The sequence below is a fragment of the Variovorax fucosicus genome, assembly GCF_030316825.1.
Classification (GTDB): Bacteria; Pseudomonadota; Gammaproteobacteria; order Burkholderiales; family Burkholderiaceae_C; genus Variovorax; species Variovorax fucosicus.
In genome coordinates, this window is sequence record NZ_JASZYU010000004.1 from 1 (window position 1) to 16,839 (window position 16,839).

At 62.8% G+C, this 16,839-nt stretch carries 13 protein-coding genes and 3 pseudogenes; 4 read left to right on the top strand and 12 right to left on the bottom strand.

Annotated features, from left to right (window positions below; genetic code table 11):
- The 3 genes from trbG to QTI05_RS22060 all read left to right on the top strand — a co-directional run.
- The coding region (gene trbG, locus QTI05_RS22050; RefSeq protein WP_286619651.1) for a P-type conjugative transfer protein TrbG at positions 1–700 on the top strand (700 nt) is incomplete at its 5' end.
- 2 nt (positions 701–702) lie between these two features.
- The gene (locus QTI05_RS22055) at positions 703–1,989 is read left to right on the top strand and encodes a TraB/TrbI/VirB10 family type IV secretion system protein (RefSeq protein WP_286619652.1); all 1,287 of its coding nucleotides are present in this window, start codon (positions 703–705) and stop codon (positions 1,987–1,989) included.
- Positions 1,986–2,243: a DUF2274 domain-containing protein gene (locus QTI05_RS22060; RefSeq protein WP_286619653.1), complete on the top strand. Its 258-nt coding sequence runs from the start codon at positions 1,986–1,988 to the stop codon at positions 2,241–2,243. Before QTI05_RS22055 ends, QTI05_RS22060 begins: the two co-directional genes overlap by 4 nt.
- Positions 2,244–2,563: 320 nt before the next feature.
- On the opposite strand, the pseudogene QTI05_RS22065 reads toward QTI05_RS22060, so the two are convergent.
- The 8 genes and pseudogenes from QTI05_RS22065 to QTI05_RS22100 all read right to left on the bottom strand — a co-directional run.
- Positions 2,564–2,884 (bottom strand): annotated as a pseudogene (locus QTI05_RS22065) (zinc-binding dehydrogenase); the annotation flags it as partial.
- A gap of 186 nt (positions 2,885–3,070) precedes the next feature.
- Complete coding sequence (locus QTI05_RS22070; protein WP_286619654.1) at positions 3,071–4,312, bottom strand: diaminopropionate ammonia-lyase; 1,242 nt, start codon at positions 4,310–4,312, stop codon at positions 3,071–3,073.
- A 47-nt stretch (positions 4,313–4,359) separates the two neighbouring features.
- Complete coding sequence (locus QTI05_RS22075) at positions 4,360–5,937, bottom strand: gamma-glutamyltransferase family protein (RefSeq protein ID WP_286619655.1); 1,578 nt, start codon at positions 5,935–5,937, stop codon at positions 4,360–4,362.
- Between the two features lie 16 nt (positions 5,938–5,953).
- Positions 5,954–7,807, bottom strand: a complete 1,854-nt coding sequence (locus QTI05_RS22080) for a dipeptide ABC transporter ATP-binding protein (RefSeq protein ID WP_286619656.1) — start codon at positions 7,805–7,807, stop codon at positions 5,954–5,956.
- A gap of 12 nt (positions 7,808–7,819) precedes the next feature.
- A complete protein-coding gene (gene nikC, locus QTI05_RS22085) occupies positions 7,820–8,701 on the bottom strand; it encodes a nickel transporter permease (RefSeq protein WP_286619657.1) in 882 nt (293 codons plus the stop codon).
- 54 nt (positions 8,702–8,755) lie between these two features.
- On the bottom strand, positions 8,756–9,700 hold the full coding sequence (locus tag QTI05_RS22090; protein WP_286619658.1) for an ABC transporter permease: 945 nt from the start codon (positions 9,698–9,700) through the stop codon (positions 8,756–8,758).
- A gap of 88 nt (positions 9,701–9,788) precedes the next feature.
- Positions 9,789–11,303 (bottom strand): ABC transporter substrate-binding protein, encoded by a 1,515-nt coding sequence (locus QTI05_RS22095; protein ID WP_286619659.1) that lies wholly within the window; start codon positions 11,301–11,303, stop codon positions 9,789–9,791.
- Positions 11,304–11,486: 183 nt separating this feature from the next.
- Positions 11,487–12,215, bottom strand: a complete 729-nt coding sequence (locus tag QTI05_RS22100) for a tripartite tricarboxylate transporter substrate-binding protein (RefSeq protein ID WP_353505968.1) — start codon at positions 12,213–12,215, stop codon at positions 11,487–11,489.
- Between the two features lie 658 nt (positions 12,216–12,873).
- Here QTI05_RS22100 and QTI05_RS22105 point away from each other — a divergent pair.
- Complete coding sequence (locus QTI05_RS22105) at positions 12,874–13,344, top strand: Lrp/AsnC family transcriptional regulator (protein WP_286619660.1); 471 nt, start codon at positions 12,874–12,876, stop codon at positions 13,342–13,344.
- Positions 13,345–13,569: 225 nt separating this feature from the next.
- Here the strand turns inward: QTI05_RS22105 and QTI05_RS22110 are convergent.
- The 4 genes and pseudogenes from QTI05_RS22110 to QTI05_RS22125 form a co-directional block, all read right to left on the bottom strand.
- A pseudogene (locus QTI05_RS22110) lies at positions 13,570–14,067 on the bottom strand (Lrp/AsnC family transcriptional regulator).
- A 93-nt stretch (positions 14,068–14,160) separates the two neighbouring features.
- Positions 14,161–14,866, bottom strand: a pseudogene (locus QTI05_RS22115) (SDR family oxidoreductase).
- 34 nt (positions 14,867–14,900) lie between these two features.
- Positions 14,901–15,902, bottom strand: a complete 1,002-nt coding sequence (locus QTI05_RS22120) for an NADP-dependent oxidoreductase (RefSeq protein ID WP_286619661.1) — start codon at positions 15,900–15,902, stop codon at positions 14,901–14,903.
- Between the two features lie 65 nt (positions 15,903–15,967).
- The gene (locus QTI05_RS22125; protein ID WP_286619662.1) at positions 15,968–16,780 is read right to left on the bottom strand and encodes an oxidoreductase; all 813 of its coding nucleotides are present in this window, start codon (positions 16,778–16,780) and stop codon (positions 15,968–15,970) included.
- Positions 16,781–16,839 lie beyond the last annotated feature (59 nt).

Below are 16,839 nucleotides of genomic sequence, written 5' to 3' on the forward strand. Positions count from 1 at the left end.
CAATGCGATCCAGGTCTGGCCCTACGCTGACGGCGCGCTGTATCAGGTCTACACCAGTCCGGGACGCGTCACCGTCATTGCCCTGCAGCAGGGCGAGGAGCTGGTGACGGTCTCGGCCGGCGACACAGTGCGTTGGATCGTGGGGGATACGGCTAGCGGTTCAGGTGTGACACTGCGCGTGAACATCCTAGTCAAACCCACGCGCATTGGCTTGAAGACCAACCTGGTGGTGACGACGAACCGTCGCACCTACCTGCTCGAACTCTCTTCGACGCCGCAGGCCTGGATGGCTTCCGTGTCCTGGGACTACCCGAAGGACCGGATGCTGGCCCTGCAGAAGCAGTCGCAGCAAGCCCAGGCCAGTGCGGCGGTGGAGACCGGCATGACGCTGGAGCAGCTCAAATTTCGCTATGCCGTCAGCGGCGACAGCCCGCCGTGGAAGCCGTTGCGCGCCTTCGACGACGGCGAGCGCGTCTACATCCAGTTCCCAGGCGGCATCGCGCAGGGTGAGTTGCCGCCGCTGTTCGTGATTGGGCCGCAGGGAGACGGGCAACTGGTGAACTACCGCTTCCGCTCGCCGTACTACGTGGTGGACCGACTGTTCGGCGCGGCAGAGTTGCGGCTGGGCGGCGACAAGGCGCAGGTGGTGCGCATCGAGCGCACGGATGGTGTCGCTGCGGGCGTCGTGCGGAGGAACTGAGCATGGGGACGTCCGACATGCCCGATGCGGCTCCAGCTGCGGCCCCGAAGGTCGCGCCAGAATCCGTGGCCTTGCGCGCTTCGCCGCGTCCCGTCACGCGCTTGAACCGCCGCATGCTGGCGGTCGGTGCCGGCACCCTTGCCGCTGCCGTGCTTGGTGGCACTCTGTGGTCGCTGCAGTCGAACAAGCGAGAGCGCAATCCGGCCACCGAGCTGTACAACGTCGATCGCGTCTCGCGCGCCGAGAACCTGGACCTGTTGCCCAAGGACTATGCCGGAATTCGGCCGGCATTGAAGCAGGCACCGCCCATGCTGGGCGAGCCGCTACCCGGAGATCTCGGCCCGGCCATCGTCAAGGCGCAGCAGCCAATGGAGACGCGGCCGCCGGGCGGCGGCGTCGATCCGGCGCAGGCCGAGCGGCTGACGGCCGAAGAGGCGGCCAGGTCGTCTGTGTTCTTTCGAAGCAGTGGCAGCAACACCGGGCCGAGACTGGGCGCCGTACAGGCCGTCGCTGACCCTTCGGCGCTCGCTTCAGGCAATCAGTCGTTCAACCCAATGGGGACCACCGCCACCGCAGCGCAGCCCTCGGATCCGACGGCTGTGCAGAACCGGCAGGATCAGAAGGAGGCGTTCATTGCGAAGTCCGGCGACACAGGGACGCGCAATCCCGGCAGCCTGCAGTTGGCGGCCTCGCCGTACCAAGTGATGGCAGGCACCATCATTACTGCGGCACTGGTGACCGGCATCAACTCAGACCTGCCCGGGCAAGTCATCGCCAACGTGTCCGAGGCGGTCTACGACACAGCCACGGGCCGACACCTGCTGATCCCACAGGGCTCGCGCCTGATCGGCCGCTACGACAGCCAGGTTGCCTTCGGTCAGCGTCGCGTGCTGCTGGTGTGGACCCGGCTGATCCTGCCGGATACGTCGTCCGTAGCATTGGACCGTCTGCCCGGCATCGACCCTGCCGGCTACGCCGGGCTTGAGGATGGCGTCGATTGGCATTGGGACCGCATCCTGGCCGGCGCTGCGTTGTCCACGCTGCTGGGGATCGGCGCCGAGCTGGCGGCGCCGGAGAGCCGCACCGATGGCAGCCGTGTCGTCATCGCCGGGCGTGAGAGCGCGCAAGAGACGGTGAACCAGGTTGGCCAGGAGATCACGAAGCGCAACATGAGCATCCAGCCGACGTTGACGATCCGGCCGGGCTTTCCGATGCGGGTGATGGTGAGCAAGGACCTGGTACTGCGGCCGTATCAGCCCTTGTTCTTTCAGCGGGGATCGTCGCAATGAGCACGAACAAGCTGCGGCTGGGACCCTTGCCGAAGGCCGAGATTGTCAAGCTCACAGTGATTTTGACAGCCGAGCTGAAGCAGCGCCTAGAGCTGTATGCGCAATTGCACAGCGAGGTGCATGGCGACCCAGTCGATGCAGTCGCACTGATTCCGCATATGCTTGATGCGTTCATTGCGCGTGATCGTGAGTTTCTCAAGTGCAGCCGAAAGAGCGGCAATTCGTCTGTGCCGCGGCCTTTTGCAAGCACCTGAATGCTTTGGTACCGTCCCGCGCGTGTACCGACTTCCCTTCGAGCAAGGTGTTCAGGGTCGCTGCAAACCCAACTGGAAGTTTCCAAGGGTCTGCGGCTGAGTCGCTCTTCGCGCAATGATATTCGCCGAAGAGATCACTCCTGGTCAGCGTGAGAGGAACTCAAGCGCCTTGGTCACGATGTCAGCATGAAAATGGACGGAATTGCCTGCCCCAAGTTCGCGATATGCGAACTCGGTGCCACCTGCGCCAATCATTTGGGTTGGAACGTTCTTCCAGGAGACCGTCGACCAGTGTGATGCACCCATGTTGCTGCCCTTCGCTATTTGCGTGACTGGATCAGTTCAGTACGCGATCCAGTCAGTTTCGGGCTCAGGAGGACGCCTGCGGAGGTAGCTGGGCCCTGCCGCTTCATCCCGCGCTTGACTTGCTGGGTGAGTTCATCGGCCAACATCTCATCGAAGCCGGATTCGAGTCCGTCACGCGCACGCTTGACCTTGACAACTACCTTGACTTTGGTGCGGCCCGGTTCGACATAGGCCGGGGCCTCATTGGTGGATTCGAACGGGAAGACCCGGTCCATCACTGGGCGGATGACACCGGCATCGAAGAGGCGCGTGATCTCGCGCAGTTGGCTCCCATGACCAATTTCACGAATCCGGCTACCGAAGCGATGTCGCACATCGGCATCGGCTCACCATGCAGACTCTCGCAATCGTCCGAGAACCGGTTCCTTGGTTGCCGCAACGACCTGTTGAAGCGTCAAACCCAGGTGTCGAAGCGACGTCTTTCTTGCCGATACAGAGCGGCCTTGCGGATGCTCCTCGAATCAATGGTTCGAGGACTGCCGGTTTCGCAGCCAACGATCTTGCGCCTCCAGGACTTCTCTGCCGGACCTGCCGACCAGCTCCTGATAGAGGCGGGGAGCGGTGCTTCCCTCGGTGTTGATCAGCAGAACCCTTGACGAGGGGTCGAGGGCGAGCTCGGCGCGGTGGTTGTCGCTCGATGCCGCCATCCCCGTGAGATAGGCCAGACCTGCGACCCCGGACTCTCCAGCCAGGATGGGAACATCGCCGAAACTCCCCGACGCAAGCAGACGCATTGCGTCGGGTACCTGCGAGTCTTCAATAGTGACAAAGCAGTCGACCACAGGCTCCAGAAAACGCCAGGCCAAGGGGGATGCCTCACCACAGGAGAGTCCAGCCATCAACGAGTCGACGGAGCCTGTCGCCCTGGCTGGCCGGCCCAGTAAGGCGCTCTGATAGAGGCAATCTGCCTGCTTGGGCTCGACAACGATGAGGGTGGGGCGCCGGGACCCGTAGCGTTCGTGCAGATAGCTCGAGACGCCCGCCGCGAGGCCTCCGACACCTCCTTGCAGCAGCACGTGGGAGAACGGTGGCTCTTCCCCGACGGCGGAACACTGTTCCAGTACTTCATCAGCGATCGTTCCATAGCCTTGCATCACGTCACGAGGAATCTCCTCATACCCGTCGTACGACGTATCCGATACAACCTGCCAGTCGTTCTCTGCGGCCAATCGAGCCGCTTCGGCCACCGACTCGTCGTAATTTCCCTCAATGCGCACGATCCGGGCGCCAAGCGCCTCGATCGGCGCCTCGCGCTCAAGACTCACGTTCTTGTGAAGAACAATCACACATTGACATCCGATGGTCTTCGCGGCCGCCGCCAGTGCCCGGCCGTGGTTCCCGTCCGTTGCACTGATGACAACGAAATCGCGCAGTTCATCCGCATGGCGGCCAATGAAGATATCCGCAGGCACGAAGCCCTTGTGTGGCCATCGACGCAGAACCAGGCGCAGCAGTGCAATTGGAGCGCCCAAGGCCTTGAAGCTTCCGAGCGTCGATCGGCAGGATTCATCCTTGATCAGCAGCTCGTGCACACCGAGCTCCTGCGCAAGTCCGGGGAGCCGCCACAGCGGCGTGGGCACCCGGTTGAGCCCTGACCATTGTGAGAGCCAATGACGGCTTCGACGAGCCTCATCGATGCTCATGATGGACTTCAAGTCCTCACTGTAAGGTTGGCGCCGAGCGCGCGAGTTTTTCAGAACCATGCTGCTTACCTCTCTAAAGTACCTACTGTTCAGTCGCTCGCGGAGGGTTAGATCGCTCCGACGGAGCCTTCCCGTCGATCGTCGGCCCAGGCGCCCAGCGATCCGTCCACGAGGCGACCGACGAGCTTGCTGCTCCCAATCCTTGGCATCTCCGTGGTCCTGAGCTCATGGCCCTCGTCCTGCAGCGCTTTCCTCTTCTCTGCGGGAACCCCAGGTTCACATTCGATGTAGGGCGGCTTGGCCGGCGCGGTGTTGTCCCTCGGATCCGTCCCCGGATTAACCGCCCAGCGCCGGGCCGAGACCGCATGCGCGGGAGATGCGCCTTCATGCAGCAGGTGCAGCAACACGTGCAGGTTGGCCTGAGGTTGGTTGTCTGCGCCCGGAGAGCCACCGGCCCACCGGATACCCTGTGCATCTCGCACGATGTACGAGTGCAGCGTGTGCATCGAACGCCGACCGGGCTGCAGCGCGTTGGCGTAGCGCTCATCCAGGAAAAACGCGCTCAGTCGGTTGTTCAGCAGCACACCACTGCGCGGCGCCACGAGACCGGATCCGAAGTCATTGAAGACGCTCAGAATCACGGATGCCGCATTGCCTTCCGCGTCCATGACGGCCAGCGCGGTGGTGTCGCCTCCGGTATGGGCCGTGAACGGAACGAATGGCTGCAGAGCCATGGGCTTCGAGTGGATCATGGCCATGGCCTTGCGATGCGATCCTTCCTCGTCCCGCAGGTATGCGAGCCGTTCGCCGAAGGCCTGCCTCAGCGCATCGGTGGCTGCCAGCCATAGGTCCGATGGACCCGGATCGCGCTGCGCGAGCAGGCTGAGTGCGCGCAAAACGATGTAGCCCTGTGAGACAGGTGGTTGGGTTAGCACCGTCAAGCCGCGGTAGTCGAACGCCAGCGGCTCACACACCTCGGCCTTGACGGCGAGGATGTCCTGCTTCGTCATGAAGCCCCCGTCCGCCTGAACGGCAGCGGCGATGTCCTCGCCCACCCAGCCATTGGCGAAAGCGGTGGCACCTTCCTCGCCGATGAGCCGAAGGGTCTTGGCCAGCGCCGTTTGACGAAACGCCGCGCCTGCCTGAAGAGGAGTGCCCTGCGGGCAGTACAGCCTGCGCCATACCTCGAACGACTGCAGTTCGGGCTGACGCGCCGCGATGTAGCTCGCCAGGCGAGGGCGGATGGCGAAGCCCTCTTCGGACAGCTTGATGGCCGGCCGGAGCAGTTCGCCGAGCGTCCTGCTGCCCCAATGACTGACCAGCGCCTCGAGGCCGGCGGGCGTCGCCGGGGTCTGCGCAGACAAGCCGCCGGCGACGGGAACGAAGCTGTGGCCGAGCCTGCGATAGGCCTCGATGCTCGCGCCTCGAGGCGATGCGCCCGTTGCGTTCACGGCCATGGGCGATCTGCCCTTCATGCACACCAACGCAAAGAGTTCGCCCCCGATGCCGGTCATGTGTGGCATGGCCACACACGATGCGGCCGCGGCTGCGACCGCTGCGTCGACGACATTGCCTCCCTGCTGCATCACATCGAGGGCCGCATCGACAGCCTCGGGACAGCCGGCCGAGACGGCGAATCTCCGGCCGATGGCCTGTCGGTAGGTGGGTTGCGGTGCGGACGTCATGCTTGAGCGCTCCGGTTCATGCGTACACGCCGATCGGGTGCCGAGCGACGAAGTGACCTGGGCTTGCTTCGACCAGGCGCTGCAAGCGAGGCTCGTCGCCTACGGCGCGCACGGGGCTCGGAATCTCGTCCACCAGCAGGCTCCGCGTTCGATTCCTGCGCCGGGGATCGGCGATGGGGACCGCCGCCATCAGCTTGCGCGTGTAGGGGTGCTGCGGGTTCTCGAAGATCGCCCGGCGAGGGCCGATCTCCACGATCTGCCCGAGGTACATGACGGCCACGCGATGGCTGATGCGCTCCACCACGGCCATATCGTGCGAGATGAACAGGAAGGAGACGCCCAGCTCCTGCTGCAGCTCGAGGAAGAGATTCACGATCTGAGCCTGGATGGAGACATCCAGGGCCGAGACCGATTCGTCGGCCACGATCACCTTGGGCCGCAGCGCGAGCGCCCGCGCGATGCAGATGCGCTGCCGCTGTCCGCCCGAGAATTCATGGGGGTAGCGGTCCGCCATCTCGGCCAGCAAGCCGCAGCGGTGCATCAATCCACGCATCTGTTCGCGCGCTGCCTCGCCGCGCGCCACGCCATGAACGATCAATGGTTCCATGATGGAATCGCCGACGGTCATCCGCGGGTTCAGCGATGCGAACGGGTCCTGGAAGATGTACTGGATGTTGCGACGCTGGGCCTGTAGCGCGCGCCCACGCAGCGCACCGATGTCATGGCCATCGAACTCCACCTTGCCGGACGAGATGGGCGCGAGCTGAAGAAGCGAGCGGCCGGTGGTCGTCTTTCCACACCCCGATTCACCGACCAGCGAAAGCGTTTGTCCGGCGTGGAGATCGAAACTCACGCGCTCCACGGCGTGCACGCGCTTTCGCACCCGTCCGAATACGCCTTCCCGAACATCGAAGCGGGTCACGAGATCCCTGACGCGCAGCACGGGGTCATCCGGTCGTTGGATGGCCTGCGCCAATTCACTGCGCCTTTCACCGGTGCGAACCGCTCCGTTCAGCGCCAGCAACTCAAAGGGCGCAGGATTGTCCGTGCCACGCATGGAGCCGAGGCGCGGCACTGCCGAGAGCAGCGCTCGTGTGTAGACATGCCGGGGCTCGGAGAAGACGGCCTCGGTCGTGCCTTCCTCGACCTTTTCGCCGCGGTACATCACCAGCACACGATCGGCGACTTCGGCCACGACCCCCATGTCGTGGGTGATGAACACCACGCCCATCTGCATCTCGGCCTGAAGCTCCCGGATCAGCTGAAGGATCTGCGCCTGGATGGTCACATCGAGCGCGGTCGTCGGCTCGTCCGCGATGAGCAATTGCGGCTTGCACGACAACGCCATGGCGATCATCACGCGCTGGCGCATGCCGCCCGACAACTGGTGCGGGTAGCGGTCGAGAATGGCCCGCGCATCCGGAATGCGCACCCGTTCCAGCATGCGCAGCGTCTCCGCGCGCGCGGCCAAGGCATCGAGACCCTGATGCAGTCTCAGGGCTTCGGCGATCTGATTGCCGGCCGTGAAACTGGGGTTCAAGGAGGTCATCGGCTCCTGGAAGATCATCGCGACATCGGCGCCTCGCACTTCCTGGAGCGCCCCTTCATCGGCGGTGAGAAGATCGATCACCTCACCGTTGCGACGGCGCAGCTGCATGTCGCCCCGCATGATAGTGCCACCTCCATACTCGACCAGGCGCATCAGGGAGAGCGAGGTCACCGACTTCCCCGAGCCGGACTCCCCAACGATGGCCAGGGTCTCCGCGCGGTCGACGTGGAACGAGAGATTGCGAACCGCCTCCACCTGACGGTCTTCGGATCTGAAATGGACGACCAGTTCCTTCACTTCGACGACACGGCGCTCATCCATGGTGATCGCTCCTCATTTTTCCTGGCGCGGGTCCAGCGCATCGCGCAGGCCATCGCCCAGCAGGTTGAACCCCAGCACGACCAGGAAGATCGCGGTGCCAGGAAAGATGGAAAGCCACGGCGCCTGCAGCATGAAGTTCTTGGCCGTGTTCAGCATCGAGCCCCAGGAGGGACTCGGCGGTTGCAGCCCCAGGCCCAGGAACGAGAGGCTTGCCTCGGCGATGATGGCCGTGGCGATCGTGATCGTCGCCTGCACGATCAGGGGTGGCATCACGTTCGGGAGGATATGTCGAACGATGATGCGGGCATCGGAAGCTCCGATGGCACGCGCGCTCTGGACATACTCGTCGTTCTTGAGCGACATCACCTGACCCCGCGTCAACCGCACGAACTTCGGTGCTGCCGAGATCCCGATGGCGATCATGGCATTCATCAGACTGGGTCCGAGAAAGGCCGCCAATGCGATGGCGAGAATTAGGAATGGAATGGCCAGAAGCGCTTCCGTGGCGCGCGAGATGATGCTGTCGACCCAGCCGCCGAAGTAGCCGGCTAGGAGGCCCAGCGGAACGCCGAGGACAACGGCGATCACCACGGAGACCAGGCCGGCCATCAGCGACGCCTGCGCGCCGTAGAGAATGCGACTGAGCACGTCGCGCCCCAGCTCGTCGGTCCCGAGCCAGAAGGCCGCGGACGGCGCCTTTCGAACCAGGCTGAAGCTGGTCTGCGTCGGGTCGAAGGAGGAAAGCAGTGGCGCGAGCAAGGCGAGCAGTGCGAACGACGCGACGAGGATGGCGCCGAACATCGCGGTCCGGTTGCGGCGGAACTTTCGCCAGGCTCTGTTCTTTCGCGCAGCGGGCACGGCGAGCTGGGTTGCGGTCGATGTGTCGTGGCTCATCGGGCGTCTTCTCCTGGAAGTGATGGCGAGATGGACGGCGTCAGGCGGAACCGCTCAGCTGTGACGCAGGCGCGGGTTCACGAGGACGTAGAGCACGTCCGCGAGCAGGTTCAGAAAGATGAAGCCGACGGCGACGCACAGCACCACGCCCTGGACCACCGCATAGTCGCGGGTGAACACCGCGTCGACCATCAACTTGCCGAAGCCCGGGATCGTGAAGACCTGCTCGGTGAGCACGGCGCCGGCCATCAACTCGCCGAACAGCAGCGTCACCAAGGTCACGATCGGCACCAGCGCGTTCCGCAGCGCATGCAGCAAAACGACCTTGCGGGGCGGAACGCCTTTTGCGCGCGCGGTCCGCACATAGTCCGCGCTCAAGGCCTCCAGCATGGCCGACCTCGTGTGGCGCATGAGGTAGGCGGCGATTGCCGTCGACAGCACGATCGCGGGCAAGAACAGCGTCTTCATGCTCATCCAGAGGTCTTCCGAGGGCGGCACGTAGCCCGAGGCGGGCAGCAGCCGCCACTGGACCGCGACGACCATGATCAGGATGATCCCGAACCAGAAGTTCGGGATCGACATGCCGGACAAGGCGGCGACGTTTGCGGCCGCCTCGACCGCCGTGCCCTTGCGTACCGCAGCGGCGATTCCCGCGGGAATGCCAACGATGGCGGCCAGCAGCATGGCTAGAACCGACAGCTGCAAGGTCACCGGCAGCTTCTGCGCGATCAAGGTGGTCACCGGCACGTCCGTGCGCATGGACTTCCCCAGGTCTCCCCGCGCCACCTGCGCGACCCATGCGAGGTACTGCGCCGGCAGCGGATCGTTGAGCCTGTATTTCTCTCGCAGGAAGTTGAGCGTCGCGGGGTCGCGGTCCTCTCCCGCAAGCACCAGGACGGGATCGCCCGGCAGGATCTTCTGCAAGGTGAAGACCATGATGGACACCAGGAACAGCGTCGGCAGGGCAACCACCAAGCGGCGAAGGATCAATCTGAGCATGGTCAATCGAGGGCAAGAGGGACGAACCGACCCACGGAGCCGCGCATGGCGCGGCTCCGGTGAAGCGGAGGGTGGGGTGCGACGCGCTCTACTTCTGGCCGAAGTGGACGCCGCTCAGGCGGATCATTCCATCGGGTGAAGGAACGAAGCCCTTGACCTTCGATGCCGTCGCGAACGGCCAGGGCTGGTAGTAGAGGAAGATTGCCGGCAATTCATCCTGGATGATGGTTTGCACCCGTTCGTAGATCGCTTTCCGCTTGGCGACGTCATTGATCGACCGCGCCTCGTCGAGCAGCCCGTCCAGCTGGAGATTGCAGTACTTCCCTTCGTTGATCGAGCCCTTGCACGAGAAGTGCTGCGCGATGTTGGCATCGGGATCGACGCGACCCGACCAGATGTTGAAGCGCGCCTGAAAGTTGCCGCTTGCGCCTTCCGATTCCAGCGCAGCGTTCTCCACCGGACGGATGCTCAGCTCGAATCCCGCTTGTGCCGCCATGGCCTGCACCATCTCCATCACGGAGGAGGCGGTCGTGTTGTTCGGAAAGAGCACCTCGGCCTTCACCCGAGATTGTCCGGCCTCCTTCAGCAGCTCCCTGGCCTTTTCGAGATTAGGACGTGTGACGGCGTACTTGTCGCTGTAGAAGGGGCTGGCCGGAGGCAGCGGTTGCTGCGCGGGATCGAAGATCCCGCCGCCGGCCACCTCGTTGATGGCCTTCCGGTCCAGCGTCCACTGAAGCGCCTGACGGACACGCTTGTCAGCGAAGGGATTGCCCTTGGCCCGGTTGCCGTTGTTGACGTTGAACATCAGCATCACGTAGCCCAATCCCGGCGTCGATTGCATCTGCATCGAACGATCGGACTTGATCAAGGGCACGTCGGTCGGGTTGACCCGCTCCACGAGATCGAGATCGCCCGCGCGCAGATTCGAAAGTCGGACCGTGGCGTCTCCGATCGGATAAAAGGTCACGCGCCTGAAGGCGTAGTTCCTTGCTTCGTAGTAGGCATCGAATTTCTCCAGGACGATGCGATCGTTCTGGATGCGATTGACGAATTTGTAGGGCCCCGAGCACACGGGCTGGCGCCCTGGGACCGCGGCCTCGACGCCAGTGAAGGACTTGGGCGAGAGCATCATGCCGGCACGGTCGCTCAATTGCGCCAGCAAGGTTGCATCCGGCCGCTTCAATGTCAGCACCAGCGTTGTCGCATTGGGTGCCTCGATCTTCTGAAGGGATGCAAGGTCCGCCTTGCGCATGCTTTCGGGAAGCGTCATGGCACGTTCGAGATTCGCCTTGGCCGCGGACGCATCGAATCTCGTACCGTCATGGAAGGTCGTGTCGTCGCGCAGCGTCATCGTCAGCACCATGCCGTCCTGGCTCCAGGACCAGGCCTTGGCCAGCTTGGGAACGAATTGCAATCTTGCGTCGGTATCCAGCAACTTGTCGCACAGCGATGCAAAGACGATGCGACCGACGTAGGTGCGCCCGCGATGGGGGTCCAGCACGTCGACATCTTCCTGCAATCCGATGCGCAACTCCTGCGCAAAGGCCGCGAGAGAGGACGCCATCAGGATCATTGACGTCAGCAGACGGTAGTGCGATTTCATGAATCTTCTCCAAGATTTCTTATCTGGCCATGGCCGCGCTCGAAGGCGCTCGACCGGTCCATCGGGTCACATGGCATCGCCATGCGTTCCAGTGCGCGATACCTAACCCAGCGGGTGCGTCCACACTCGGCGCGATGAAAGATGATAGGAAAGGAGGCCTGCAACAGTTGCCGAATATCGAGGCTAAAAACGCAAAGTCGTTGCGTTCTCAGGATTCCGTTGATCTCGCAGGTTCGCCAAGCGCCACACTCGATCACTCGACAGAACAATCGCTCGCTCATGGTGCATCGATGCAACCGTTGCGTGTGCTGTGCTTTCAGTCGATACAAGCATTGCCGACGCGATGAAGCTTCTCGACAAGGCGGTCGCGACCACATCAAAGCGTCTCGTTCCAGACAAATGCGGGCCTCTTTGGCCGCCTTCATCCATGTCGCAGCGGCGGCCTCGAGGATGGATCGGAGATGCGCCGACCGCCTGCAAGCGGCGCGATGTTGAGCGCCGCATATTTCTCCCGGCCACCGGCAATGCGACGATATGGGTCAATTCGGTCTGGAGCCTGGCGATCACCGGCGCAGGTATGCCGATGGACTCGACCTGGCGCCACCAGGTGTCCACCTTCATCTCGCGGAAGCCCAGTTCCTCGAAGGTCGGCACCTGCGGGAAAACCGCCAGCCGACGACGCTCGCCGGTGACGGCGACCGGACGGAGCTTCCCTGTGTCGACCAGCGCCTTCCCGGACGCAAATGAAGAGAAAGCGGCATCGACATGGCCGGCGGCGGTGTCGGCGACGATGATCGGCGTGGAGCCACGATAGGCGACATGGTTGAAGGTTGCGCCCGCGCGACATTGCAGCATCTCGGCCACTAGGTGCGCGAGTGAGCCGGCACCGGGGGTCGCAATGGCCAGTCGGATTCGCCTTGGCGAACGCGATCAACTCGGCGGCAGTCCTCTTTCCCGCCGCGGGCACGAACATGAAATGCGGCGCCGTCCCGACAAGAGAGATGGTCTGGAAATCCTGCAGCGGCCGGCGTGCGGTCCGTCTGCGCGTCGATGCCCTTCGGGCAGCGGCTGTTCGGGGTTCTGCAGATCGCGCCCGAATTGGCCGGTCAGGTATACGAGGCCATCGTCGCTTTCAACGGCGTGGCTGCTAGTGGAGACCGATGCAGGAATCCCGCAATAAGCTGATAGGTGGGCATGCAGTGTCCTTTTCGATTCGAACTCGATCCGTCTCGAGGCAGCCCTCTGGATGCGGCCTTCGCGCCATGCATGAAACGAGCCGTTCGATCCATCGCTTGGAATCGGGCCGTTGACTGCACGCGATTCGGTCACGCGCAGTGGCCATGAGATACCTCGGCCTACCGCGTTTCAACGCCTCGCAGCGATGCGACATCGCAGGGGGCGCAGGAGCAACAGTGTTTTAATATGGGTTCGTCGAAAGCAATTCCGTTGTTCTTTTCACCCCACTTTTGACAGCCCGATGCATGCGCGCGCATGCTCAATTCTTTTTGGGCGATATCGTCTTTTTTTGTGCATGATTACGGCCATCACGTACCCTTAGAACGCCTAGGCAATGAGTCACTCGCTCGACCCCTACGACAGGAAGCTCTTGATGCTTCTCCAGGAAAACAACAGGACGTCGCAGCGTGACCTAGCCGATGCCGTGAACCTCTCGCCGTCAGCGGTGAATCGCCGGATCGCAGCGCTCGAGGCCAGCGGCGTGATCTGCGGGAATGTCAGCGTGGTGGATCCTGCCGCCGTCGGTCGACCGATCACGGTCATAGTGGAGGTTCAATTGGCGGATGAACGCCTGGATCTTCTCGAAGAGGTGACCCAACGCTTCGTGAACTGTCCTCAGGTTCAGCAGGTGTACTACGTGACCGGGGACTTCGACTTTCTGCTAGTCATGAGTGTGAGCGAGATGACCGAGTACGAGCGCCTGACGAGGGAGCTCTTCTTCATGCCTGGCAACATTAGGACCTTCAAGACCTATGTGACGATGCGTCGCTTCAAGCAGGGTCTGAAAGTGCCAATCGACGTCTGAGCGCGAAGCCTTGGCTAAACGCGAGCGTGCAGGCCGGCCATCGGCCGGCCCTGCTCGACGCCCTTGGCAGCGGGTCGCAGTCTCAACGCCTCTGTCGACGGCGCGGGCTGGCAAGCCAGCGGCAACTCCGGCTCGCGTCGAGACGTATCTCCACTCTCACCCAACAGCTCAGTCAACGCGATCGCTGCGCGCTTCGAATCTCTGCTTGGGTAGCCTTCTCAGCCCTCAGGCATGACTCAACGGCAGCGCCGTCGTGTACTTGATCTGCTCCATCGCGAACATCGAATTGACGTCCGCCAGCTTGACGCCATTGATGAGCATCTTGCACACCCGGTCGTAGCCCTCGATGCTCGGAACGGACACCATCGTCAGGTAGTCAGCGCTTCCGGTCGAGCGAAAGAACTCCGTGACTTCGGGAATGGCGCTCATGAGACGATGAAGCTTGTCGTACCACTCGATGTCGTGCTGATTCGTTTAGATCGACATGAACACGCTCACGCCGACGTTCAATTGCTTGGGATCGAGGAGGGCCACGTGTTTGCGGATGATGCCGCGCTTCTCCAGGATTTGGATTCGTCGCCAGCGCGGCGTGGTCGTCAGTCCCACGCGCTCGGCGATGTCATTCACCGCGGTCGGCGCGTCTTCCTGAATGATGGCCAGGATCTCCCGATCGACTCGCTCTAGGCGCTCATGGGGCGAAGAAGAGGCGGAACGTTCTTCCAGGGGACCTTCGACCAGTGTGGCGCACCCATGTAGCCGCCCCTCGCGATATGCCTGGCTGGGTCGGTTCAGTACGCGATCAAGGCAGTTTCGGGCTCAGGAGGACTCCTGCGGAAGGTAGCTGGGCCCTGCCGCCTTCATCCCGTGCTTGACCTGCAGGGTGAGTTCATCGGCCAGCACCTCGTCGACGCCCGATTCGAGTCCGTCCAGTGCACGCATGACGATGTCTTCAGGGCTGGACTTCGGCACATCGAACCCGCGCGTGAGGTCGGTGTCGACGTAGGCCATGTGCAGCCCTAGCACTTGGGTCTTCTGCGCCGCCAGTTCATTGCGCAGGGCATTGGTGAGCGACCAGGCTGCGGACTTGCTGGCCGAATAGGCCGCCAGCTCACCGCCGTTCACCCATGAGGCGACCGACAGGACGTTGAGCAGCGCGCCGCCACCGTTGGCCTTGAGAATTGGCGCGAAGGCCTTGCTCATGCGCAACACGGCGAAGAAATTGGTCTCGAAGATGCGTCGTGCGACGTCTTCGCTATCGGCTGCGAGAAAGCCTCCCGGCTGCGCAATGCCGGCGTTGTTGATCACCAGCGTCACATCGGACGCCAGCGCGGCGGCCGCCGCCACGTCTTCCGGCTTGTTGACGTCCAGGCGCAGGGCCTCCACACCGGATTGGGTGATGGCCGCAGGGTCGCGCGCGCCGGCGTAGACCTTGCGCGCACCGCGGGCGAGCAGCTCGCGCGCGAAGGCCAGGCCGACACCGCGATTGACCCGTGACGAGGGCAATAGCGTTTGCAATCTTGATGGGAGTCCCCAAAAGCTGGGGTGGGGAACTAGGTTCACTTGATCTTGATGACGACCTTGCCCTTGGCGCGGCCTGCTTCGACATAGGCCAGGGCCTCGTTGGTCGACTCGAACGGGAAGACCCGATCCATCACGGGGCGGATGACGCCAGCATCGAAGAGACGGGTGATCTCGCGCAGCTGGCTCCCGTTCGCCTTCATGAAGAGGAACGAGAAGCCAACGCCACGGCTCTTTGCCCTCCGTCTGATTCCCGAGCTCAGCAGCCGCATGACCAGCTTCACGAAGCCGGGTGCCCCGATGTCCTTGCCGAATTCGGGATCGGGCGGTCCGGAGATGGAGATGAGCTTGCCGCCCACCTTGAGCACGCGAAGGGATTTTTCGAGCGTCTTGTTGTCCTGGCTGTTCAGGACCACGTCGTAGTCCCGCAAGACATCCTCGAAGTCCTGCGTCTTGTAGTCGATGACGACGTCTGCGCCCAGACTCTTCACGAGCGCGACATTGGTCGTGCTCGTCGTCGTGGCCACGGTGGCGCCCAGATGCTTGGCCAGCTGAATGGCAAAGGTGCCCACGCCGCCGGAGCCAGCCTGGATGAAGACCTTCTGCCCCTTCTTCAGGCCGGCCTTCTCGATCAGTGCCTGCCAAGCCGTCAAAGCCACCAGAGGAATGGAGGCGGCTTCTTCCATCGTGAGGCCCTTGGGCTTGGGCGCCAGCGAGGCTTCCTTGACGGGGACGAATTCGGCGAACGTACCGATGCGGAAGTCGTCCGCCCGCGCATAGACCTCATCACCCAGCTTAAACTGGCGCACGCGTGGGCCGACTTTGACCACCACCCCGGCCACATCGTGACCGAGGATCAGAGGCAGACGATAGGGCAGTATGAGCTTGAACTCTCCGTCCCTGATCTTGGAGTCCAGCAGGTTTACGCCAGCGGCGTGGACCTGCACCAGGACTTCGTCATCGCGCAGTTCCGGTGTCGGCATGTCTGCCAAGGGCCATGCGAGCTTTTTCCCATATCGACCGAGAACAAGAGCTTGCATGTCTTTCCTTGGTTTTTTTGTGCCGAGGTTTGCGAACGGCCCAAGACGGTCACGCGGATAGCCGCCTAAGCTTCGAGTCGAAGGTCTTTTCGAACCCCTGCATCTAACACCCTGGCGGGCGCAAATCTACGCAGCAGCCGCATGCGGCTAGCAAGGCCCGGGGTGTAGTGGATCTTTGGATGCGCCACCGTTGCCGCCTTCAACACGATTTCGGCGACCACATCAGGCCCGTCCGCGCCCACTAGCGCTTCCTTGACACGTTTCGCCACGCCCTCGCGAATCTCTCGATACACGTCGAGGGGCGCATCGGGTTGCATTAGGTTCGCGTCGAATGGCGTATTGATGTAGGCAGGCTCGACCACCGAGACGCGAATGCCCTGCTTGCGCAGTTCATGGTCGAGCGATTCCGAATAGCCCGCGACCGCATGCTTGGTGGCGGAGTACAGCGCCATGTAAGGCAGGGGCAGGAAACCCAGCACGGAGCCGATATTGATGATGCGCCCACCCTTTTGGCTGCGCATATGCGGCACAACGGCCCGGGTCATCCGCACCAGTCCGAAAAAGTTGGTATCAAAGATCGACTGAGCCTGCTCGATCGAACTTTCTTCAGCGCCGGCTGCTGCGACCCCGAAGCCTGCGTTGTTGACGAGAAGGTCGATGCGGCCTTCCAACTGCATCACCTTCTGGACCGCAGCTTCGACCGACTCGTCCTTGGTCACATCAAGGGGCAGCATCTCGAACGATCGTCGACCCGCCTGATCTCCACGTCTGCTGGTGCCGTAAACCTTGTAGCCAGCCTTCGCAAGCCGCTGCGCAGTCGCTTCGCCGATGCCTGAAGAGGCCCCTGTAATGAGCGCAACCTTGTTTGCCATGTTCATCATGTTTCTCCTTGAACTGCGTATTGTGCTATTGAAATGATGTTCATCATATGTTCTGG